29 protein-coding genes are annotated in these 23596 nt (G+C 35.9%); 2 read left to right on the forward strand and 27 right to left on the reverse strand.

Annotation, left to right across the window (positions count from 1 at the left end; genetic code table 11):
• Nucleotides 1–56 precede the first annotated feature (56 nt).
• The 14 genes from hepT to A6J74_RS09300 all read right to left on the reverse strand — a co-directional run bounded on the left by hepT (nt 57) and on the right by A6J74_RS09300 (nt 11446).
• On the reverse strand, nt 57–1019 hold the full coding sequence (gene hepT / locus A6J74_RS09235) for a heptaprenyl diphosphate synthase component II (RefSeq protein ID WP_000776088.1): 963 nt from the start codon (nt 1017–1019) through the stop codon (nt 57–59).
• Between the two features lie 31 nt (nt 1020–1050).
• Nucleotides 1051–1764: a 2-heptaprenyl-1,4-naphthoquinone methyltransferase gene (gene menG / locus A6J74_RS09240; RefSeq protein WP_001187664.1), complete on the reverse strand. Its 714-nt coding sequence runs from the start codon at nt 1762–1764 to the stop codon at nt 1051–1053.
• 29 nt (nt 1765–1793) lie between these two features.
• Nucleotides 1794–2543 (reverse strand): heptaprenyl diphosphate synthase component 1, encoded by a 750-nt coding sequence (locus tag A6J74_RS09245; protein WP_000332836.1) that lies wholly within the window; start codon nt 2541–2543, stop codon nt 1794–1796.
• 183 nt (nt 2544–2726) lie between these two features.
• Complete coding sequence (gene folE / locus A6J74_RS09250) at nt 2727–3296, reverse strand: GTP cyclohydrolase I FolE (RefSeq protein ID WP_001151479.1); 570 nt, start codon at nt 3294–3296, stop codon at nt 2727–2729.
• Nucleotides 3297–3416: 120 nt separating this feature from the next.
• On the reverse strand, nt 3417–3689 hold the full coding sequence (locus A6J74_RS09255; RefSeq protein ID WP_001043860.1) for an HU family DNA-binding protein: 273 nt from the start codon (nt 3687–3689) through the stop codon (nt 3417–3419).
• A gap of 298 nt (nt 3690–3987) precedes the next feature.
• Nucleotides 3988–5466 carry a stage IV sporulation protein A gene (gene spoIVA / locus A6J74_RS09260; protein ID WP_000416518.1) on the reverse strand — a complete coding sequence of 493 codons (1479 nt, stop codon included), beginning with the start codon at nt 5464–5466 and terminating at the stop codon, nt 3988–3990.
• 243 nt (nt 5467–5709) lie between these two features.
• Nucleotides 5710–6423 (reverse strand): hypothetical protein, encoded by a 714-nt coding sequence (locus tag A6J74_RS09265; protein ID WP_000719829.1) that lies wholly within the window; start codon nt 6421–6423, stop codon nt 5710–5712.
• A gap of 64 nt (nt 6424–6487) precedes the next feature.
• On the reverse strand, nt 6488–6691 hold the full coding sequence (locus tag A6J74_RS09270) for a DUF2768 domain-containing protein (RefSeq protein WP_001289001.1): 204 nt from the start codon (nt 6689–6691) through the stop codon (nt 6488–6490).
• Between the two features lie 227 nt (nt 6692–6918).
• Nucleotides 6919–7170, reverse strand: coding sequence for a stage VI sporulation protein F (locus A6J74_RS09275; protein WP_000369753.1), 252 nt, complete (start codon nt 7168–7170; stop codon nt 6919–6921).
• 120 nt (nt 7171–7290) lie between these two features.
• Nucleotides 7291–8313, reverse strand: a complete 1023-nt coding sequence (locus tag A6J74_RS09280) for an NAD(P)H-dependent glycerol-3-phosphate dehydrogenase (protein WP_000161758.1) — start codon at nt 8311–8313, stop codon at nt 7291–7293.
• Nucleotides 8314–8331: 18 nt separating this feature from the next.
• Nucleotides 8332–9642 carry a ribosome biogenesis GTPase Der gene (der, locus tag A6J74_RS09285; RefSeq protein ID WP_001125887.1) on the reverse strand — a complete coding sequence of 437 codons (1311 nt, stop codon included), beginning with the start codon at nt 9640–9642 and terminating at the stop codon, nt 8332–8334.
• 124 nt (nt 9643–9766) lie between these two features.
• Nucleotides 9767–9952, reverse strand: a complete 186-nt coding sequence (locus A6J74_RS09290) for a capping complex subunit for YIEGIA (RefSeq protein ID WP_000979055.1) — start codon at nt 9950–9952, stop codon at nt 9767–9769.
• Entirely contained in the window at nt 9949–10842 is an 894-nt protein-coding gene (locus tag A6J74_RS09295) for a YIEGIA family protein (RefSeq protein WP_000141591.1), read from the reverse strand. The genes A6J74_RS09290 and A6J74_RS09295 overlap by 4 nt, the downstream gene beginning before the upstream one ends.
• Nucleotides 10835–11446, reverse strand: a complete 612-nt coding sequence (locus tag A6J74_RS09300; protein ID WP_000349113.1) for a YphA family membrane protein — start codon at nt 11444–11446, stop codon at nt 10835–10837. Before A6J74_RS09300 ends, A6J74_RS09295 begins: the two co-directional genes overlap by 8 nt.
• A gap of 117 nt (nt 11447–11563) precedes the next feature.
• Here A6J74_RS09300 and A6J74_RS09305 point away from each other — a divergent pair, with 117 nt between their 5' ends.
• On the forward strand, nt 11564–11698 hold the full coding sequence (locus tag A6J74_RS09305) for a YpzI family protein (RefSeq protein WP_000513901.1): 135 nt from the start codon (nt 11564–11566) through the stop codon (nt 11696–11698).
• 352 nt (nt 11699–12050) lie between these two features.
• On the opposite strand, the gene A6J74_RS09310 is transcribed toward A6J74_RS09305, so the two are convergent.
• The 4 genes from A6J74_RS09310 to A6J74_RS29975 all read right to left on the reverse strand — a co-directional run bounded on the left by A6J74_RS09310 (nt 12051) and on the right by A6J74_RS29975 (nt 15577).
• Nucleotides 12051–13100, reverse strand: coding sequence for a type 2 isopentenyl-diphosphate Delta-isomerase (locus A6J74_RS09310; protein WP_000251049.1), 1050 nt, complete (start codon nt 13098–13100; stop codon nt 12051–12053).
• Nucleotides 13101–13112: 12 nt separating this feature from the next.
• Nucleotides 13113–14261, reverse strand: a complete 1149-nt coding sequence (gene rpsA / locus A6J74_RS09315) for a 30S ribosomal protein S1 (RefSeq protein ID WP_000229553.1) — start codon at nt 14259–14261, stop codon at nt 13113–13115.
• A 334-nt stretch (nt 14262–14595) separates the two neighbouring features.
• On the reverse strand, nt 14596–15273 hold the full coding sequence (cmk, locus tag A6J74_RS09320; RefSeq protein ID WP_000361259.1) for a (d)CMP kinase: 678 nt from the start codon (nt 15271–15273) through the stop codon (nt 14596–14598).
• A gap of 130 nt (nt 15274–15403) precedes the next feature.
• On the reverse strand, nt 15404–15577 hold the full coding sequence (locus A6J74_RS29975; RefSeq protein WP_000754950.1) for a DUF5359 family protein: 174 nt from the start codon (nt 15575–15577) through the stop codon (nt 15404–15406).
• A 180-nt stretch (nt 15578–15757) separates the two neighbouring features.
• Here A6J74_RS29975 and ansA point away from each other — a divergent pair, with 180 nt between their 5' ends.
• Nucleotides 15758–16732, forward strand: coding sequence for an asparaginase (gene ansA / locus A6J74_RS09330; protein ID WP_000822005.1), 975 nt, complete (start codon nt 15758–15760; stop codon nt 16730–16732).
• 32 nt (nt 16733–16764) lie between these two features.
• On the opposite strand, the gene A6J74_RS09335 is transcribed toward ansA, so the two are convergent.
• From A6J74_RS09335 to A6J74_RS09375, 9 genes are all read right to left on the reverse strand, one after another.
• Entirely contained in the window at nt 16765–17745 is a 981-nt protein-coding gene (locus tag A6J74_RS09335) for a YpdA family putative bacillithiol disulfide reductase (RefSeq protein WP_001168501.1), read from the reverse strand.
• 109 nt (nt 17746–17854) lie between these two features.
• Nucleotides 17855–18385, reverse strand: coding sequence for a peptidoglycan recognition protein family protein (locus A6J74_RS09340; RefSeq protein WP_001240651.1), 531 nt, complete (start codon nt 18383–18385; stop codon nt 17855–17857).
• 79 nt (nt 18386–18464) lie between these two features.
• Entirely contained in the window at nt 18465–18701 is a 237-nt protein-coding gene (locus tag A6J74_RS09345; RefSeq protein WP_002038314.1) for a DUF3961 domain-containing protein, read from the reverse strand.
• Between the two features lie 93 nt (nt 18702–18794).
• Entirely contained in the window at nt 18795–19004 is a 210-nt protein-coding gene (locus A6J74_RS09350) for a hypothetical protein (protein WP_000426777.1), read from the reverse strand.
• 78 nt (nt 19005–19082) lie between these two features.
• Complete coding sequence (gene gudB / locus A6J74_RS09355; RefSeq protein ID WP_000225171.1) at nt 19083–20369, reverse strand: NAD-specific glutamate dehydrogenase; 1287 nt, start codon at nt 20367–20369, stop codon at nt 19083–19085.
• Between the two features lie 321 nt (nt 20370–20690).
• Nucleotides 20691–21299, reverse strand: a complete 609-nt coding sequence (locus A6J74_RS09360) for a genetic competence negative regulator (RefSeq protein ID WP_001235404.1) — start codon at nt 21297–21299, stop codon at nt 20691–20693.
• Nucleotides 21300–21376: 77 nt separating this feature from the next.
• Nucleotides 21377–22252: a MerR family transcriptional regulator gene (locus tag A6J74_RS09365; RefSeq protein WP_001142655.1), complete on the reverse strand. Its 876-nt coding sequence runs from the start codon at nt 22250–22252 to the stop codon at nt 21377–21379.
• Entirely contained in the window at nt 22252–23028 is a 777-nt protein-coding gene (locus A6J74_RS09370; protein WP_000637912.1) for a metallophosphoesterase, read from the reverse strand. The genes A6J74_RS09365 and A6J74_RS09370 overlap by 1 nt, the downstream gene beginning before the upstream one ends.
• Before the next feature lie 67 nt (nt 23029–23095).
• Nucleotides 23096–23575, reverse strand: coding sequence for a LysM peptidoglycan-binding domain-containing protein (locus A6J74_RS09375; RefSeq protein ID WP_001231536.1), 480 nt, complete (start codon nt 23573–23575; stop codon nt 23096–23098).
• Nucleotides 23576–23596 lie beyond the last annotated feature (21 nt).

Consider the following 23596-nt stretch of genomic DNA (forward strand, 5'->3'; position numbering starts at 1 on the left):
CACAATTGTGCAATAGTTTTGAAATAGAGAGATTATTTTATTTTTTAGAATAAACACTAAAATTTTCGTTTTCCAATATACTTTGCAACATTTTGTAATGCATACTTTGCTTGCCCACGTGGGAGTGGTTTTATTATTTCCAATGCTTTATGTAAATAACGTTCGCTAAACGCAAATGCTTGATCAATAGCTGTACTATTTTTTACAGCATCAATAATTTCTTTCATTTCACTTGCTGTTGTATTTTCATGTACAGAAGTGATTTTCTTGCGGAGTATTGGATCTTCCATCGCATATAAAGCAGGCAGCGTAATATTTCCTTGTAGTAAGTCACCACCAGCAGGTTTTCCAAGTTTCTCTTCTGTTGAAACGAAATCTAAAATGTCATCAATAATTTGATAAGACATTCCTACGAAATACCCATACCAAAACAAACGATTTACCATATCACGATTAGCACCAGCAGCAATCGCCCCCAGCTGACAACTCGCAGCAATTAATAATGCTGTTTTTCGCTTTATCCTTCTTAAATACGTTCGTAAATTTTGGTCATAGTTATATTTATCTTTAATTTGTTCAATTTCACCTTTACATACTTCTAAAATTGTATGCGACAGTGCCTGATGCGCCTCTGGAATTTCGATATTTGTTACACATTCAAGAGACTTAGCAAACAGATAGTCTCCTGTATACATTGCAATACGATCTCCCCATTTCGCATTCACAGTCGCACTACCGCGTCGTAAAAACGCTGCATCAATAACGTCATCGTGAACGAGAGAAGCCATATGAATAAGTTCCAACGCAACAGCGACGTGCTTAATTGCGTCTAACTTATAATCCCCGAATTTCCCTGCAAGCAACACGAATACAGGACGAATTCGCTTCCCACCAGCTTCAATGAGTTGTAATGCCGCCTCTTCTACTAATGGCTGTTCAGAAGCAACTGTCTTTTTTAATTCTTTTTCTATTACATTAATATCCGATCGTAAAAAAGAGTACATAAGTTGTAACTTCATATTGTTCACCTTAACCTAAAACTTCTTTTTTCTATTTTGATTCTGGTTTCATACCTAAATGCATCGCTGCTACTCCAAAAGTAAATGGTTTCACTTGTACACGTTCAAGTCCAGCTTCCTCAAACATTTGAGCCAATTCTTTCATCCCTGGGAATGTACTAGCGGATTCTTGAAGCCATGAATATTCTTTATAGCTTTTCGCAAACATCTTTCCAAATAACGGCATGATATATTTAAAGTATAAAATATACCCTTGTCGAAAACCAATCATTGTTGGTTGCGATGTTTCTAGGCAGATTACTTTACCACCTGGTTTTACTACACGTGTCATTTCTTTTAATACGTGTAAATAATCTGGTACGTTACGCAAACCAAATCCAATCGTTACATAATCAAATGTATGATCTTCAAATGGAAGTTCCATTGCATTTCCATGTAGAAGTTCTACTTGTTTTAATTGTAACGCCTCTACCTTTTGTTTACCGACAGATAACATGTTTTCACTGAAGTCTAGGCCAACAACCTTCCCCTGCTCACCTACAGCTCCTGCTAGCGCAATTGTCCAATCCGCTGTCCCGCAGCACACATCAAGCGCTTTACTGCCAGGTTTTACATCCATAATACGCATCGTCTCTTTACGCCATGCTTTATGTCTTTGAAAACTAATTACAGAATTCATCACATCGTATTTATCTGAAATTTTCTCAAATACATCATGTACTCTTTCTTCTTTTGATTGTTGCATGCTCGTACCTTCTTCCAATGTAAAATTGCTTATGTCTTCGATTTATCTCTTAACACAGAATTTATTTCACTTATGTCTGTGTGATCTTCTAAAAATTGATCTTCTTTCTTTCGTAATTCCATCATCCATTCATTAATAACTGTTTCTGCATCAGCTTTATCTCCTAAAGCCTCTTGCACTGCTTGAAAAACAGGTGAATGTTGTTTATCAGCATACAGTTGACATTCTTTTTGGAGACGATTTTTCCCTAATACATACGTTATAAATGGTTTCCAATGTGATAAATGGAAATGATCACATGTTTTTTGAAGGAGCGCAGATTCAATCGTTACTACACTCTCCATTATGTTATCCATCTTGTCATGCGCTTTTTGGTATAGCATAATTTTATGTTCATTAATCTCTTTAATTCCTTCAGCAAGCGCGCGAATTAAAACAATATCACGATTCATAGACAATAAGTAATAATATAGCCCACTATAGTAATCACCTGCAAGTACTGTTAACTGGCGGCGTTTATGCGATTCAATCGCTTCTTCCCCCGCTTTGTTTGATACTCTTTCATGTGTATCAAGCGCAATTTGCACAAGCATAATCGTTACTACATAATGCTCAATTTGTTCTATATGTAAATTTTCACTTTTTAAAGCTCCATATAACAATGCTATTTTCTCTTCATCAATACATGGTTCTTCAATATAGTTTATGAAATAAGGATGGCGTAATTTCTCCATCAATTTCTCTTTTATACCCGCATACCCTCCGTAGATGTCACACACAAAAAATCACCCTTGTTTTCTAATTCATAAAACTTATTATAACACATACATTCTATTTTCTATAACCAAAACTTGGCTACACCTTCCATTGATGTAAGCAATCTTTCTATTCTCACTCTGCCCAACTAACACTATATCATTTATTTACTTGTAAAAAAAAGAAAAGCAGTTTCCCGCTTTTCTTTACTTCGTTTTAATAAAAGATAAAATTTCACTACGCGCTGCAGCATCATTTTCAAGCACACCACGTACTGCCGTCGTTATCGTTTTCGCACCTGGTTTTTTCACACCACGCATCGTCATACACATATGTTCTGCTTCTACTACTACCATTACACCATGCGGCTCTAGTACTTCCATGATAGAATTAGCCACTGTTGATGTAATACGTTCTTGTAGTTGTGGACGACGTGCAATTGTATCTACAGTACGAGCTAATTTACTTAACCCCGTCACCTTTCCGCCTTGCGGAATATATGCAACGTGAGCAACTCCATAGAATGGAACTAGATGATGCTCACACATCGAATAAAATGGTATATCTTTTACTAGTACAAGCTCTTCGTGATCTTCTCCGAATACTTTATGCAAATGCTCTTTTGGATCTTCATGCATCCCCGAGAACACTTCTGCGTACATTTTTGCAACGCGCTTCGGTGTATCAAGTACTCCCTCACGATTTGGGTCATCTCCGATTGCCTCTAAAATAAGGCGTACTGCGTGTTCAATTTGTTCTAAATTAACTTTTGCCATCCGCTAGCCCTCCCGAAAACCTAAAAGTGATACGAACACATTCTAGCATATTTATGTTTTTAAAAGCAAAAAGAAGAGTTCCCAAAAAGGAAACTCTTCTTCCCTGTTAATATGTAAGGATTATTTAACCGCATCTTTTAACGCTTTACCAGGTTTGAATGCAGGTACTTTACTTGCAGCGATTTCAATCTCCTCACCTGTTTGTGGGTTACGACCTTTACGAGCCGCACGCTCACGAACTTCGAAGTTACCGAATCCGATCAATTGTACTTTATCACCTTGTTTTAAAGCTTCTAAGATAGAATCAAAAACAGCGTCTACTGCTTTTGTTGCGTCCTTTTTAGAAAGGGAACTTGCTTCTGCAACAGCATTGATTAAATCTGTCTTGTTCATGCCATTCACCTCCTCCCAAAGATAAGACTGTATAATGATCATAAAATGAGTCTTACTTTCATTTGTAGGCAATTTTTACAAATTCTATACTACAAAGATGTAGATAAATCATTATCAACGCCTATATTATACGATTCTCCTTTATAATTCAATATTTTTAAGGAAATTGTTACTCTTAAAATGTGAAAATCTGATGAAACTTGACAATTTACAACAATGTATTAGATAATGACTGTTTATTTTTCTATTCCATACGTAAAAAATAAAAAAATCCCTCTACAATGAGAGGGATTTTTTCTTATAATATAATCGCAATTAATCCGCCAGATCCTTCATTAATAATTCTTTCTAGTGTTTCTTTTAATTTATATCTAGCATTTTCTGGCATTAAAGATAGTTTTGCTTGAATTCCTTCTCGAACAATAGAGCTAAGCGAACGTCCGAATATATCGGAATTCCAAATTGATAATGGATCATCTTCAAAATCTTGCATTAAATAACGAACTAATTCTTCACTTTGCTTTTCAGTACCAATAATCGGCTCAAACGTCGATTCAACATCTACTTTAATCATATGAATAGATGGAGCTACCGCTTTTAATTTCACACCAAACCTTGAACCGTGACGTATGATTTCCGGCTCATCTAAGCTCATATCAGCTAGTGCAGGTGCTGCTACACCATATCCTGTTTGCTTTACCATACGCAGGGCATCCGCCACTTGATCATATTCTATTTTCGCATGAGATAAGTCGAGCATAAGCTTCAGTAAATGATCTTTCCCTCGAATTTCTACCCCTACTACTTCTTTTAAAATTTGATCGTACAATTCATCTGGCGCATATAAATCAATCTCTGCCACACCTTGCCCCATATCAATGCCAGCTAGACTTGCCCGATCAATAAATTCATATTGACTAAACTGCCAAACGACACGGTCCACATCACGAAGACGTTTTATATCCTTCACAGTCTCTTGAACTGCTTCTTGATAACTTTTGCGTAACCAATGCCCTTCATTTAGCACCATTACCCAACTAGGAAGGTTTACATTCACCTCTAATACTGGGAACTCAAATAACGCTTCTCGAAGTACATTATATACATCTGTTTCTCTTAAACTCTCTACACTCATCGCAATTACTGGTATATCATATTCTTCAGATAAACTTTGGCGTAATTGCTCTGTATCCGGATGATACGGCTGTACAGTATTGATAATCATAATGAAAGGCTTTCCAACTTCTTTTAACTCATTTACAACGCGTTCTTCTGCCTCTATATAATCTCTTCTTGGTATTTCGCCAATCGTTCCATCCGTTGTAATTACAACACCAATTGTTGAATGTTCTTGAATTACTTTGCGCGTGCCGATTTCTGCAGCTTCATGGAATGGAATAGGCTCTTCATACCAAGGAGTATTAATCATACGCGGGCCATTCTCATCTTCATAGCCTTTTGCTCCTGGAACCGTATATCCAACACAATCTACTAATCGAATATTTACTTCAAGTCCTTCATCTACTTCGATAGAAACCGCTTGGTTTGGAACAAACTTCGGTTCCGTCGTCATGATTGTACGACCAGCAGCACTTTGAGGCAGTTCATCCTGCGCTCTTTGGCGGTCAGATTCATTCTCAATGTTCGGAATAACAACAAGTTCCATAAATTTTTTAATGAATGTTGATTTCCCTGTTCGAACAGCTCCTACAACTCCAAAATAAATATCACCGCCTGTGCGTTCCGCAATATCTTTAAAAATATCTACCTTTTCCAAGTGATTCCCTCCCTCAAAATTTTTGGGAATAATTCCGCGTATATAGTCAACTAATACCTTCTCTAACGTTGCCTATAATATCTGATATAATATAATGGTATTCTAGAAGTTCGGACAATATATCAAATAATTTTGTCCAATTTCATATGACTATTTAAAAAATACTTTTTGTTTGCATCACAAGTTGTATAACATAAAAAACCTTTCTTCTAGAACTTATTCGCTAAAAGAAAGGTTCATGACTTATGATTTAAAAAAAATTGGTTCTCCGTCCTTCACCGTATACGGTAAAGAATATGCGGGAACAAATGGGGAGTCTTTCGATAGTATATTTCGAATATCTTCTCCTTCCTTAAATTGCCCTTCATTTTTTTTCAACACTTCATATAAGTCGATTCTGTAGTCAACAAATACTTCTCCTTTTTCATTGATTACAAAAGGAAGTCCTTTACCAGAATACGGACTTGTCACTTGCGGTACATCTTTATATCCTAGTTTTTTGTAATCCAATTCATATACCCCGTCTGAAATTACTTTTTTAAACGGTGGATATCTATGTTCATCACGGTACATCCTTAGTTTTAATGATAATTCCTGAATTTGTTCAACCATCCTTATATCAATTAACTTTACGGTCGGATTTGTTTCAACATCTATTAATACGTATTGGTATACCCCTCCACTTTCATACGCATTCCCTGGTGCTTCTTGTATGTAGCGCGGAGCAATTTTTTGAAAATCGATTGGATACTTTTGATAAATAGGTGTACTCATATCACGCGTTTTAATTGGCAATATCCCACCATTTTGTTCCTTATATGTCGTAATAGCTTTTTGAACAACTTGTAACTGATCTTCATAAGGAACAGCATTTTGTTTCATATTTTCTTTCGGATACATACACCCTGTTAAAACGCTGATGCAACAAAATATTAAAATAATATGGATTTTTTTCACTAACAATCACCTTTTCACGCTAGTATAACTTACTCCTTATGTAACATTTTGAGATACACTCCTCTTACTGCTCCACAGGTCCACTAAATACAACAAGAAAAATAACAATACCCGACACAATCATGAGGGTGTACGCTACTAACGCTGTAATCCCTTTCAGAAATTTATTTTTCATTTTATGCCTACTTAATAAAATAAAAACTACTGCAACAAACATAAATCCCATTGCCCCTAAGGAAAACCACATTTTTATAAGCCCTTCTGACATATATACACCCCTTTACTTTCAATCTATTTTTATACTATTTTAACAAATTAAAATCTTTAAACAAATACAATTCATCATTTTAATGTAAATTAACAAAATTTATGTACAAAAATAAAACCGAAGCGCATTATTTTGCGCTTCGGTTGACCAAATATGCCCTTACCAGCTCTATTCCCATTCTTTCATGGCTATCATATGCAATCTACAATCTCTTTGTTTCTCATAATTTATTTTTTAAACATTTTGCTTAACGAGCCAAAATCTGCTGGCATATTATTGTTAATAATCGCTTTTACAATTTGATCCTCTTGCTCTTTCGGCACCTCACGTCCTGCCATAAGAGCTACTTGATGAATCAATTGACGAAGCACAGTTTCATCACGTAAATTCGCATTTTGTACAGATGACGCTAATTTAAAAATATCCTCTTTGTTCACTTTCGCTTCCTTCTCAATATTATTAAAAATGTTATTATCCATTCTTTTCACCCTCTCCTCAAGTTACACTTCATCCTATGCAAAAATAAAAAAATGGTGAAAAGACCCAATCAAAAAATAAAAAAGCGACAGGAGTACAAATTGTACTTCTGTCGCTTTTATTTAAAGTAAATCAGGTATAGCTTCCACTTCATGTTTTCGAACGCGTCCCATCAATGAGCCTACTGCATCCTTTACATCATTCCCATTGAACAACACGTCATATAAAGCAGCTGTAATCGGCATTTCAACTTCCATCTTCTCTGCCAATTCATGAGCAGCTTTCGTTGTTCTTACGCCTTCTACAACCATCCCCATACTTTCTAACACTTCTTCTAAAGAGTGCCCTTTTCCGAGCATATTTCCAGCACGCCAATTTCGGCTATGAACACTTGTACAAGTTACTATCAAGTCTCCCATACCAGTTAGACCAGCGAACGTTAAAGGATTTCCGCCCATTTTTCTTCCTAAACGAGCAATTTCCGTTAAACCACGTGTCATTAATGCCGCTTTCGCATTATCACCTAATCCAAGACCATCCGTTATCCCTGCAGCTAATGCGATAATATTTTTTAAAGCACCACCAAGCTCAACTCCAACAATATCAGGATTTGTGTATACACGGAAGTAGCTATTCATAAACAAATCTTGTACTTCCTCAGCCGCTTCCATACGCTTCGCTGCCGATGTAACAGTTGTCGCTTGACGTAAGCCGACTTCTTCAGCATGACTCGGTCCAGACAGTACAACAACATCTTTAATCAAGTTCTCTGGAATTTCTTCCTCAATCACTTCCGAAATACGTTTTGACGTACCTGGTTCGATCCCTTTACTTGCATGAATCCACGTAACTGGTTCTGTAACAATTTCTTTCATCTCTTGTAATACATCTCTGTACGCTTTCGTCGGTACTACTAACAGTACTGTATTTACATCTACTAATGCTTCTTCTAAAGAAGAGTAGGCTACGATTGTGCTTGGCAATGTAATTCCTGGAAGATATCGACTATTCTCATGTTTCGCATTAATCTCATCCATAAGTTCAGAACGATTTCCCCAAATACGTACATCATGTCCATTGTCAGCTAATACCATCGCTAACGCTGTTCCCCAGCTACCTGCTCCTATTACTGTGATTTTTGTCATAAAATCACATCCTCTCCATTAGTCTCTTGCTCTAGCGATAATGTGAATCGGTGTTCCTACAAAACCGAACGCTTCACGTAAACGATTCTTTAAGAAGCGCTCATATGAAAAGTGCATTAATTCTGTATCGTTTACAAACACAACAAATGTCGGTGGTTTTACCGCAACCTGTGTCGCATAGAAGATCTTCAGACGGCTACCATTATGAGTCGGCGTTGGATTCATCGCTACAGCATCCATAATTACATCATTTAATACATTCGTTTGTACACGGATACTATGACTTTCATTTACTTCATTAATAACTGGTAACAATGTTTGTGTACGTTTTTTCGTTTTCGCAGATAAGAATACAATCGGTGCATAGTCCAAGAATTGGAAATGAGCACGAATATTTTCTTCAAATGCTTTCATTGTTTTCTCATCTTTTTTCACTGCATCCCATTTGTTTACAACGATAATAACAGCTCGTCCTGAATCATGAGCATATCCAGCAATTTTTTTATCCTGTTCAATAATTCCTTCTTCTCCGTCTAAAACGACTAAAACAACGTCAGAACGTTCAATCGCTCTAAGCGCACGAAGTACACTATATTTTTCTGTGCTTTCGTATACTTTCCCTTTTTTACGCATACCAGCTGTATCGATAATTACATAATCTTGACCATCTTTGCTATATGGTGTATCAACAGCATCACGTGTCGTTCCTGCTATATTACTTACAATTACACGTTCTTGACCAAGAAGTGCATTTACAAGTGATGATTTCCCTACGTTTGGACGTCCAATTAAAGAGAAACGGATTGTTTCATCGTCATACGCTTCTTCTTCAATCTTCGGAAAATGATTTGCAGCTTCATCTAACAAATCACCAAGTCCTAAGCCATGTGTACCTGAAATCGGGAATGGCTCACCGAATCCTAATGCATAGAAATCATAAATGTCACTACGCATTTCTGGATTATCAACCTTATTTACCGCAAGTACAATAGGTTTTTTAGAACGATATAAAATTTTAGCAACTTCTTCATCTGCTGCAGTTACACCATCGCGACCATTCGTCATAAAAATGATAACATCTGCTTCATCAATCGCTACTTCCGCCTGTTGACGAATTTGTGTCAAGAACGGCTCGTCTCCAATATCAATTCCACCTGTATCAATAATGTTAAACTCATGATTTAACCATTCTCCCGCACTATAAATACGGTCTCGCGTTATACCTGGTATATCTTCTACGATTGAAACTCTTTCTCCAACAATTCTATTGAAAATAGTAGATTTTCCTACGTTCGGGCGGCCTACTATTGCTATTACTGGTTTCGGCATATACTTTCATCCTTTCAACTTGCTTCTGTTTATTATGTAAAAAACCCTTCTTTGTGCAAGAAGGGATTTGCATTCCAGAATATTTCTCAACGTATCAAAACACCTCATATTATAACACACGTTGCTAATGTTTCACAATAATATATACATTCTCTTGTAAGCGATGCGCAATACCATCTAATATCGCCTCTAAATTATTTGCAACAAATTCTAGTTCCTCTTTCGTCTCACAAGTAAATAAGGGAGCTCCGCCTGCAAACTTTTCCGGTGTCGTTGTAATTACCGCGAGAATAACACTTTCTAACATCATCTTTTATCTCCCCTTCCTTTCGGGGCTTCCGATGACATATGAACGGCACTTTCTAGCGTTGGCACATTCCCTATGACACCTATCGCTTTCTCGGCATCTTGGTCTTGCGGCAAGACAAAGATGCCAACTCTTCCATCTTCTAAATCACGCTTTGCTAACGGTACAAGTGCTGGTGTACCTGAATCCCTATATATCCCTAGAGCAACAGAGACATCATGTAAAATAGCTTGCCGTTGTCCTAAATTTGCAATTGTAACCATCGCATCAATTGATTTCGGTTTTAAAATAAAACCCATTCCATATTTCATAATTTCTTCTTGCCTTGCCGGCAATCCAATATTCATAATATAAATATTATCAATATAAAGCCCCGCTCCTTCAAAGCGAAGCGGTACATGCTCGATATCAACAAGATCATGTAACCTTTTGCCTGACATTAATTTTTTCGCAATAAAAAATGCTATTATAGCCATAATTACTCCAGCAATCCATGAATGGAACCCTATATACGCAAACGTCGTTGCAAACGACGTTAACATCGCCAAATAGTTGCGACTTTCAAAAACTAATGCAATTCCTTCAATGTATGTATTTCCACGCGGTACGAGCTCATATCCATCTAATTGTTGAAGCGTATTTCTTTCCATATTACGCACATCACGAAATTGCGTCGCTGCTAACGTAAGAAATGTAATGGCAGAAAAATCTTTTTTCAAAATAGACGGGATTGCAATCGCTCCTAAAGCTGCGGCAATTAACCCCATCGCAATATGAATAATTTTCCCATGAAGCCTCGTTGGATATTGCCGCGTATCCGTGCGAAGCATTAACACTCTCGTTACCGTCCCTGCTATTACGCCACATAAAATGGCTGGTGTATATTCAGTCATGTATTACCCTCGCCTTTCTTTTACGTGTTTTCCGCTTAAACTGTTCCATGTATACTGATACTTTTGCAATCCAAAATAAAATTGTCATAAACAATGTAGAAACGGCGATGATATCAAAAAACGCTAAACTACCGTAATCATAAGGGAAGTTTAGTTTTCGAAAAATAAGTTTCACTAACAACTCTCCTTGCAACATCCCTATATATAAAGAACATAATCGCAGGAAACGATCTCCATGCAATAAAACTGATGCATACACAAGGGCACCACTTAACAGAAACAACCTATCCACCACAATCCAAATCGGGTCATATACTTCTAACAAATGAAAACTTGTATATAACATTGCAATAATAAGCGCCGAAAGTAAGGTATATATTTTTTTCCAAATAGAATATAGCGTAATCCCTATAAAAGAAATAATACAAAGTAAAAGAGCATTTATTGATACCGTGAATGAAGCAATCGTTACATGTAACGGAGAGCAAATTATAAAAATCAATATACAAGCACTTAACTTCCATCGAATAGATTCCTTTTTCATAAAGAAAGTTACGATAACCCACCCTATCCAAGCTACAAAATAAAAAGTACTCCCATCCATCATTTCACCTCCTATGTTTTCCATTATGGGAACTTTTTATGAAAGTTAATCCCCCTTTCTTTACGCATAGTTTTTTCATATAACAGCAACACTTTTAATAAGGAGGTGCTATTCACAATGGGTAAAGATCGCCAAGAACGAAAACTAAGAGAATCACGCCGCGTTGAATCGGATCGCGACCAATCACTTCAATATCCCGGTGCAACAAGTCTTGATACACCGGAGCAAGCTCGCAAGCAAAATCAGCACTAAACATACAAAAAGACGGTTTCCATATTGTCCGAAACCGTCTTTTTTCATAATTATTTTAATGATTTTTATTTATATTGAAATAATATTTTATATACTAATTTTCCCATGACTTAATTTCACCTTCACCTATTTCCCATAGGAAATTTAAACTCTCTCTAATAATTCAGCATCACCTCTTCTATATTTTCTCATTTTTGCAACCTCTTTTTCAATTGCAAATTCCGCCGAATAATATTTTTATATACAATTAATCTTATTAAACGTCTGTTTTTTATAGAATACTAATTCCGTTCCCTACTTTATATTACAAAAAAGAATAGAAAACAAAAAACCAACCGTTCGGTTGGTTTTTTTATCTCCTACTATAATGCGTTGTATCAATACCACGCTGCATTAACCAATGATACGTTTCGCCCTTTACAACAAGAGGTACAGATTGCAACTCTTCTATCGTCTTCGCACCAAGAGCTGTCATAATAAATTTTAAATCTGTATGTAAAAGATCAATTTCATCCACTAACTTCTCGATACCATCTTGCATTAAAATACGTAAAAAGTATCCAGCAAATGCGGTTGTATTCGCCCCTAATGCGATTGCCTTCGCCACGTCAAGCGCTGTTTGTATGCCCCCAGATGCAATAAAAGAGAGGTTGTTATTTGTAGAGGTTGCTTCAATAATCGAGGTAGTTGTTTGTATGCCCCAGTTATTAAAATAAGAAAGCATTCGCTGTCTTCTTTCATTTTCAACAGCAGCAAAATTTGTACCACCTTGTCCACCAATATCAATTGCCGTTACACCTATACTCACTAACTGTTGCACTGTTTCCTTACTCATCCCAAATCCAACTTCTTTTACAATGACAGGAATTTTACTCTTTAAAACAATTTGTTCAATCCGCTGAAGTACCCCCGTAAAATCACGATCTCCTTCAGGCATCGTTAACTCTTGTATAACATTTAAATGAATTTGTAGTGCGTTTGCTTCAATCATATCAACGGCACGCTCTGCCTGTTCGACAGTTGCCTCACTACCTAAATTCGCAAAGAAAATCCCATTTGGATTTATCTTTCTAACGACCTTATAAGAAGCCGCCTCACGCTCATCTTTTAACGCTGCCATTTGCGAACCTACAGCCATAGCGAGATTATGATGTTTCGCTACATATGCTAGTTGCTCATTAATATGTAACGTTTGCTCTCCTCCACCACCAGTCATCGCATTGATAAAAATCGGCGAACTTAGTGAAAGTTCGCCGATTTTTGTTTCACATGTTATAGTATCATAACTTGAATTTGGCAAGCTTTGATGCACAAAATCAATATCATGAAAGCCATGCGTACGAGACTGACCAGTAGAAAGAGCATATTCAATATGATCTAATTTACGTTTTGCCCTTACCACTCGTACCCCTCTTTATTTCTTTAATTTTTTCAGTTGTTCACCAATAATATCACTTAATTGGAAAGTAGCAGAATCAGCATTTGGCTCATATTTGCTATAATCTTCTGTTACATTATTTTCTTCAAGTGCTTCTTTTATACTTAAAGAAATACGTTTTTCCGCTACATGTACTTCAAGTACTTTCACTTTTACTTCTTGTCCCATTTCCAATACTTCATTTGGATTTTTCACGTGACGATTTGCAATTTGAGATACGTGCACAAGCCCTTCAACGCCAGGTAAAATTTCAACGAAAGCACCGAATGTAACTAGACGTTTTACTACTCCCTCACGAATATCACCAGCTTTTATTTCACCAGCAACATTTTCCCAAGGTCCCGGCTGAGCTGCTTTAATTGATAAAGAGATACGTTGCGTATCAGCATCAACAGATAGCACCTTTACCTTTACTTTTTGACCTTGCTCTAGCACTTCAGATGGTTGCTCCACACGTTCGTGTGAAATTTGCGAAATGTGAACTAAACCGTCCACACCACCAACGTTAACGAAAGCACCAAAATCCGTTAATCGTTGTACTGTTCCTTCAACAATATCCCCTTCTTTTAACGAAGAGATTGCTTCTTTTTTCTTAGAATCTAGTTCTAATTCTACTACCGCTTTATGCGAAAGGATTACACGATTTTTTTCGCGGTCTAATTCAACAATTTTTACCGCTAATGTTTTTCCTTTATAGTCAGAAAAGTCTTCTACATAATGTACTTCTACAAGTGAAGCTGGGATAAAACCACGAACGCCTAGGTCCACAACTAATCCACCATTCACGATATCTTTTACAGTAACATCAAATACATGACCAGAAGTAAATTTCTCTTGTAATTCTACCCATGCTTTTTCTGCATCAACAGCACGTTTAGATAAAACAAGATCATCTTCTTCTAATTTAATAATTTTCAATTCTAGTGTTTGATCTAATTCTACAACATCGCTTGCTTTTTCAATATGAACGTTAGCTAATTCACTAATTGGAATTACGCCATCTGTTTTGTATCCAACATTTACAAGCACTTGTTTTTCTTCAACCTTCGTTACAGAACCTGTAACAACGTCACCAACTTGTAATTCTTTTGAATCCATAACTTCTTCATTCATTTTCTCTACCATGGAAATACCTCCCTACAGAATTGACAAAGCATTTTTATGTATATACGAAATGAAAACAAATGTTTTCATTTGCATGTTTAAGAATTTATCATCACATACTCTTTTTCAATAGCATTCATAAGAAAATATATTAATCCTATATAAATAGTATACAGCAAAATCATCTTGAAGAAAGTATGTTTTGAAATATAATAGCGAATATATTCTGACAGTTTTATTCCTCTTTAACTAACTTCTTATAAATCGGCTCATTTGTCAAGGAAAGAGACTCACAATTCACGTATCCTTTACATTTCTATACAAACAAAAAAAGAAAGAGGATAATCCCCTTTCTTTATTTCGCAAATACTCCTGAAACAATACCCATAATTTTTTGGACGACTTCTTCAATTGATAAAGAAGTTGTATCTAATTCCAATGCATCATCAGCCTTTTTTAGAGGAGAAACTTCGCGTTCTGAATCCAATTTATCACGCTGAGCAATTTCTTCTTGTAACTGCTCTAAATTAGAATCGAAACCTTTATTTATATTTTCTAAATGTCTTCTTTCCGCTCTTTCTTCTACAGAAGCAAGCATAAAGATTTTCACTTCAGCATCTGGTAACACATGTGTACCAATATCACGGCCATCCATTACAACGCCGCCTTTTTCCGCTAATTCTTGTTGACGACGAACCATTTCTTCACGAACAAGACGATGCTTTGCCACAATAGATACTCGATTCGTCACATCAGGCGTACGAATAACTTCCGAAACATCTTGTCCATTTAAAAATACAAGTTGTGTATTTTCTCCTTGTTGAAATTCAATATTCACATTTTTTACAACTTCCATTAGCTTTTCTTCATTTTCAATATCCACTTTTTGTTCAAGGGCTGCATATGTAATAGCACGGTACATTGCGCCTGTATCAATATAAACGTAAGAAAGCTTCTTTGCCACAACTTTTGCAACTGTACTTTTCCCAGCAGCTGCTGGACCATCTATAGCAATTGAAATTCGTTTATCCATTGTAACACCTCATTTTTTCACTTATAAAACAAAACGAAAAGCAGGTATTCATCCCTGCTTCTTCTCATTTGCTTCACGTCATTAAATCCTCAATTATTGTAGCATAATCCTTCCTAGAAGAAAACGAAAACTACCTACTCACCTGTAAGATTTCTTCTTTATTTTTCGCGACGACACCTTCATAATAAACAATTTTAGATAGATATTTTATTGATGACTTATGTATAAATAACAATTGCACAACACAAAGACAAATAAATTGAATTATTAATATACGAATGATAATTTTCTCCACCTTCTTCAAGATATCCACTCCTTCCCACCATATACTTACACATTACATTTCATGATTTTATACAACGTACATAGCGCAATTAAATTTATTGTCATATTCCAAGCATGCTTTTATACATTTTCATTGTCGAATTTACTCAAAACATGTTATGTTCTAAATGTATTTTTCAACTTGAAAGGGGTATAAGCATTGAAAAGAATCCTAGTTTTACACACAGGTGGAACAATTGCAATGGAGGAAGATAAAGAAACTGGGGTCGTACAACCAGGAGAAAAAAATCCTCTTTTAAAATTCATTCCTGATTTAGAAGGCGATGTTGATTTAATCGTTGAAGATGTGTTCCATCTACCATCTCCTCATATGACACCAAGCGAGATGTTACAATTACAAGTCATCATTGATGAAAGAGTAAAACAAGACAACATTCATGGCGTAGTCATTACGCATGGTACGGATACATTAGAAGAAACCGCATATTTCCTAGATTTAACAGTCAAAGCAACTATTCCAATCGTAGTAACAGGCGCAATGCGTTCTAGTAATGAATTAGGTGCTGATGGTCTATATAACTTCTTATCAGCTGTAAAAGTAGCTAGCAGTAATGAAGCTGCAGAAAAAGGTGTTCTAGTCGTATTAAACGACGAAATTCATTGCGCTACAAATGTAACGAAAACACATACAAGTAATGTTGCAACATTCCAAAGTCCACAATATGGACCAATTGGAATGGTAACAAAACGTGGTGTTGTTTTCCATCACGCTTTAGTACATCATGAAACGTATACAGTAAATAACATCTCTAAAAGCGTAGTTGTTCTAAAAGCATATGCTGGTATGGATGATACATTGTTAGCAGCAATTGAAAACCTTCCAGTTGACGGAATTGTCATTGAAGCGCTTGGACAAGGTAATTTGCCTCCACGTACACTCCCTAGTTTAGAACGATTAATAAGCAAAGGAATTCCAGTCGTATTAGTTTCACGTTGCTTCAATGGTATCGTTCAAGACGTATATTCATATGAAGGTGGCGGCAAACAATTAAAAGATATGGGCGTTATATTCACATACGGCTTAAACGCTCAAAAAGCACGTATTAAATTACTAGTCGCATTAGAGAATACAAAATCACATGAAACAATCCAAAATATGTTTATGCACGAATAAAAAAAGCTGTCGAATTTTTCGACAGCTTCTTTTTATTTTTCTCTCGACGCAATGGTTTGCGCAATCGCATCTCCATGAAATCTACCGTTCTCGATAAATATTTCATTTGCATTATTCCCAGCGGCAATTACACCTGCAATGAAAATATTTTCAGTGTTTGTTTCCATTCTATCCTCTGTATAAATCGGACGCCCAGTTTCTTCATCAATTCGAACGCCCATCTCCGTTAAGAAACTATGATCAGGATGGTAACCCGTCATCGCAAATACAAAATCATTTTGGATTGTAAATGCCCCGTCATCAACGGTATACGTTAATGTATGTTCAGTAATTTCTTTCACATGAGCCCCAAAATGCATTTGAATTGTACCGTTTCGTACTAACGCCTCAAATTCCGGTAAAATCCACGGCTTAATGCTCGGCGAGTACTCACTTCCACGATACAGTACCGTTACACGCGCTCCTGCTTTAACAAGTTCCAACGCAGCGTCTATACTTGAGTTTTTTCCACCTATAACTACTACATCTCGATCAAAATAAGGATGTCCTTCTTTAAAATAGTGAGCTACTTTCTTCAGTTCCTCACCTGGAACATTCATATAATTTGGATTGTCATAATATCCAGTGGCTACAACAATATATTTCGCTATATATATTTCTTTATGTCCGTCACGTTTCGTCGTCTCAACCTTAAAAACTTCTCCATCTTTTTGAACTTTCTCTACTCGTTCGAAAGCATTTATGCGTACAGATTTACGCTTTACTACTTCGCGATAATACGCAAGTGCTTGATTTCGAACTGGCTTACGGTTTTCGGTAATAAAAGCTACTTCACCAATTTCTAATTTTTCACTAGAGGAGAAAAATGTTTGATGAGTTGGATAATTATAAATCGCATTTACAATGTTTCCTTTTTCAATTACTAACGGATTAATCCCTACCTTTTGCAACGAAATTGCTGCTGCTAATCCGCACGGACCGCCTCCAATTATGATAGCTGTTTCTTTCTGCATACTCGGTTCACTCCTAGTCTTCTACCTCTGCACTATTTATAAAAACAAGAAAAAACCTACTTACAACAGTAGGCACCTATCTTTATTGTATTCATTTTTCATACGTTTGTCATCTAAACGAAACGTACATCCGATAGACATCTGCTAAAAACTGTTGAAATTTAATACCTTGTTTCCCTAATACATTTTCAGGATCAATCTTTCTAGCTGGATCAAGTGTTTTATGTGATACGATATCTTTTTTCGGATTCAAGCCAAAGTTTTGACATAAATAAGCATGATACCATGTAAAACGCGTATACGCTTCCCAAAAGTTAACATCACCGCCATAACAAAGTTCCACACCAATGGCAGCCTTATTCGCATCATAACCATATAAGTCATTATCCGTCGACACACCATATCGAACATGATACGCAACTTCATTTATAGGAACAATTTCCAATATTGTTTTGTCATCTATAAATGTATGCGCCGAAGCTTTCGGTTGTATTTCATTAAAGTAATCCCGATTTCCTATTGCATTGCTACCAGGATTTCCTGTATCATGACTTACAATAAACCTTACTTTAGAAAGAGGAATTCCCGGTCGTGAACTTCCATATCCAATATAGTTACGCTCTATAGGAAACATCGCCATTACTACCAACTCCCGCTTTAGAAAATTACCTTACTTCCTTATATATGTATTCGGTAGCAATGTCCTTATCGCATATTTCTTACACGAAGAGAAAATCGAAAATATTTGATGTGAACACCATAAATAACAAAATACTTACAGCGACTCCATAAAAACCGTAAAACCAAACACAATCTTCTTTCGTATCTAAGCCGAAAAATTTATTTACTGATTGTAATAATGTGCCACGCTTACTTTTTTTGTTTCGTAATACTTCCACTCGTTCTACAACATCTGCTGGCATCATAAATCTTTGGTCTACTGTCATTTTCATCATTTATCTCTCCTTAAAATCATTTCCGTTTTGTTTATCTAAGGAGAGTATAGCACGTTTGTTCGTACAGAACAAGCGTTCTTTTATTTTTTTATTTTATTTTTCAACAAGCCAAGTAATAATCGTGAATATAAAAGCGATTATCGGCCCTACTACAACCACACCAAATATTAAAAACAATAAGCCTTCTCCGAACATCCGAACGACACTTGTTTTTCGGGCTTTCATCGTTCTTGAGAGTTCTCCCTCTAAGCTCTTAACCTTTTCTTCTAATTGTTCTACTCGTTCCATCATTTCATTTTCCATATACAACACCTCACACTAATACTCCAACAAAAAAACGTGATTCCCTCGAAAGGAATCACGTTTTTTCACGATATAATATTATACCCAACCTCTGAAGCGACTTGCTTCAGCCATTTTACGAACACCAACCATATAAGCTGCTAAGCGCATGTTCACTTTACGAACTTGTGCTGTTTCATAAATAGAATCAAATGATCTTACCATTACTTTTTCTAAGCGTTGTTCTACTTCTTCTTCTGTCCAGTAGTAACCTTGGTTATTTTGTACCCACTCAAAGTAAGATACTGTAACTCCACCAGCACTTGCTAATACGTCTGGAACAAGTAAAATTCCGCGATCTGTTAAAATTTTAGTTGCTTCTAAAGTTGTTGGACCATTTGCAGCTTCAACAACAATTTTTGCTTTAATATTATTAGCATTTTCTTCTGTAATTTGGTTCTCAATTGCAGCTGGAACTAAAATATCGCAATCAAGTTCTAACAATTCTTTGTTTGAAATTGTATTATTGAATAGTTTTGTTACTGTACCGAAGCTATCACGACGGTCTAATAAATAATCAATATCTAATCCATTTGGATCATGTAATGCACCGTAAGCATCTGAAATTGCAATTACTTTCGCACCTGCATCATGCATAAATTTAGCTAAGAAGCTACCCGCATTACCGAACCCTTGAACAACAACACGCGCACCTTTAATATCAATGTCGCGTTTTTTTGCAGCTTCGCGAATACAAATTGTTACACCTTTCGCTGTTGCTGTTTCACGTCCGTGTGATCCACCTAATACAAGTGGCTTACCTGTAATAAATCCTGGTGAATTAAATTCATCAATACGGCTATACTCATCCATCATCCATGCCATAATTTGAGAGTTTGTAAATACGTCTGGAGCCGGAATATCTTTTGTAGGACCAACGATTTGGCTAATTGCTCGTACATAACCGCGGCTTAGTCTTTCTAATTCACGGAATGACATTTCACGTGGGTCACAGATAATTCCACCTTTACCTCCACCATACGGTAAATCAACAATACCACATTTTAAACTCATCCAGATCGAAAGTGCTTTCACTTCATTTTCTGTTACATTCGGATGGAAGCGAATTCCACCTTTCGTTGGACCAACAGCATCATTATGTTGCGCACGATATCCTGTAAATATTTTAACAGTCCCGTCATCCATACGAACTGGTATTTTCACTGTCATCATACGAATTGGTTCTTTTAATAATTCATATACTTCGTTTGGATAACCCAATTTTTCTAATGCTTCACTAATAACAATTTGTGTCGAATTCAATAGTTCAAAATGTTGTTCCCTTTGTTGTTGTGTTTTTGTTTGAGTTCCCTTTTCGGCTACCATAGTAAGTAAACCCCCTGTAATTTCACTTGTTTAGTAAACCTTCATTGCCTAGTATACACCGTTAAATTTGGAATGCAATAGAAAACGCTAACAAATATATACAACTTATTTCGTATTGCAAGCGTTTTCACTATTATTATAGTCCTTTTATTGCTTTTAGAAAAGTAAAATACTTAAATATTTAAATATTTTTTATCTCACTCGAATACAGCGTCGCGAAACGGTATATTTAATTAAGAAAACGTTTGTTTAAATATTTATAATTGACCCTAGCCTTACTCCTCTTATCCAAATAAAATGCAAAACCCCAGCTATGTTATATTAGCTGAGGTTTTGCTTTTTCACAAAGTAATTGTATACTTGTTCAATTGCTTGAGAAGCCATTAATTCTTTACCATACTCCATTACACGGTAAATGGTTGCCGTAGACGGATTACCGTATTCTGCTAAAATAGCTATAAAATCCGCCTTCAATAATTGTATTTGCTCTTCTTCTTCCATCCAAAGATAGAAACGCCCATCCCATGTATATAACTTTCCGCCAGTTACACCAAGGTTATATAAGCGATTCGACAGGTTAATTACGTCGTCTAGTGTAGCAAACTCATAAAGTATGTGCTCGCTCTCATCTAGAGTCACTTGCATTTCAATAAACTCGTCACGGAACTCATCATCTGTATCCACTTCTTGATTTTCCTTCGTTACTATTACAACCATGCCTTGTGCTTGTAGAGAAAATACTTCAACTGCAATCGGACCATCTGCTTCAAATCCTAATTCTTTATTTGCTTCTTGCATCATATCACGAAATAGTTGCTGTACTTTCGGTGCATTTCTCCATAAATCCTCTTTCGTTAATCCTCGTTCAGATAAATCATCAAATGTTAGGAAAATTTTTATCTTATTATAATTTAATCGTTCCAGCCTCATCTCATACCCTCCCTACGTAACCATTGAATCTAATTTTTATTATATGAAATAGAAAATAGATGGTTCTTTCCGAACAACTATTCTAACATTTTTAACCATTCATCCCATTCTTCTTTCGTATCGCCGATTAGGATTGTTTGAATGTTCAACTGATCTCGAGCGCTTATTTCCCCTATAACCCCAACAGAAAGGTTCTCATTTTTTTCTTGCAATAAATCCCCAACATTCATCGCCCTTTTCAGTTCTAGGCCATTTTCAAAAGAGACAAATAAATGTTTTGGCTGTATTTGCTCAACCGCTAATAACATGCCATCTCCCTCTAAACTTGTCCTAATATGTATCGCCTCATATCCTTTTAAACGTAAATACATTGAGAAAATAAATCCTTTCAATGTATTATTTTCTAACACAATTACTTTGTGTATGGAAGAAAACGTTGAAGCATTATGATACACCATTCCTAGACGAGTTTGTAAAAATGATACGGCATATTGGAATTGCGTCATTGCAATCTCATTGTTATTTTTTAGTGTCAACAATTTGTTTGTCACTTGAAGAATAATACCGGTGATAACTTTTTCTGTTGAATAAATACTAAAAGCCTCATTTATTAATGCAGAAGTTGTAATTTCATCAAATTCTAACAAAGCTTGTAGTAAATCGTCCACTAAAACAACTTCTTTATCGTAATGTATTTCTTTTTGGGCATTACTCTGCAAACGATTCCCTTCTAATAACTGCACTGCTTGTCCAATCATCATACCGGAAGAAACCTTCTCCATTAACCATTTCAAAATTCGAATATGCTCTTCTGTATATAATCGATGCCCAGCTTGATTCCGCTTTGGGGCAATAATCTGATATCGCCTTTCCCATGCACGAAGCGTACTCGGTTGAACTCCAATAATATTCGAAACAGCTTTTATATTATATTTTCCATTTAGAGTTGGCATCATTTCCCTCCACATAACGTAATAATATGTGTTTGAGCAGGTGCTCGAAAACGAAGTGGAATCAATGTTGTTCCGTATCCATTACTAACAAAGAGAGTCGTATTTGAATGATTATATACGCCACCTTTTAAATATTTTTCAGATGGGAATAATCGAATCTGTCCTCCATGTGTATGTCCACTTAACACAAGTGAAATTTGTTCTTTTCCAGACATTTTTTTTATTATATCAGGGTTGTGACTAATTAAAATACGAAATCCCTCTTCTTTACAATCAGCCAATGCTAAGTCTAAACGATCACGTTCCAATCCAACATCATCTACACCGAGTAAGCAAATTTTCTCTCCTAACTCAGATTCAAATACAACTCTTGTATTATCTAAAACTTTTACATTATTTTCTAATAGCAACGCATCTAATTCATGGTATTCAATCTCATAGTCATTATTTCCCCATACAAAATATACAGGAGCTATCGCTCTTAACTTTTGAATATTTGCAGAGATTTTTGATAAAGGTACGCCCTTTTCCGCTAAATCACCACCAATAATAACGAGATCTACTTTTCCCTTTATTCGCTCAATTAACGAATCTGAAACGACTCTTCTATGAATATCAGAAATAAAAAACATATTCATCTGTTGAAAACTTTGCGGGAATTCTTTAAATTCTAAAGTATGTTCCAATACCGTATTACGCATCGCTTCTTTATACATTACAAGAAGAAATATTATACCTATACATATGAGAGTACTTAATATTGTAATCCATATCATATTTTTACTCCCCTACTCATAAAGATAATCCTCAGTTTTTATAACAAGCTACGAATTGCTTAATTTACTAGCTCTCTTGTTTTACGGACTTATCTTTTATCGGAATTTTTAATTCTTGACCTGCACTCACTTCATCTTCTTCTAAGTTATTATACTTTTTAATAACTTCAATCCCACTTTCATCTGAAAAATATTGCTTCGCTATACTTTCTAAAGTTTCTCCCTTTTTCACAGTATGCGTTACCACCTTCTCAGATTGTTTCTGAGTTTCAGATTTGGCTGAATCAAAAAAAATTACTTCAAACGCACTTTTACCAGCATTACTACTATCACTTTTCACCTGAATATATTTATCCGTATACCATAAAATACTAATTGGTAGCAATATGAATAGACACGTTAATACTCGGACAAAAATGTGATTCATTTTAAACTTTTGCTTTTTCTCTTTATTTCTATGAAGTTCACTTCGCGGCGGTAAACTTTCATCTTCTTCCACTTGCTCAACTTCTAATTCCTCTTCAAAATCAGGAATTCGTTTCCTCATGTTGTTCACCACCACCTTCCA

Origin of the sequence: Bacillus sp. FDAARGOS_235, assembly GCF_002073415.2 — a bacterium.
Classification (GTDB): Bacteria; Bacillota; Bacilli; order Bacillales; family Bacillaceae_G; genus Bacillus_A; species Bacillus_A toyonensis.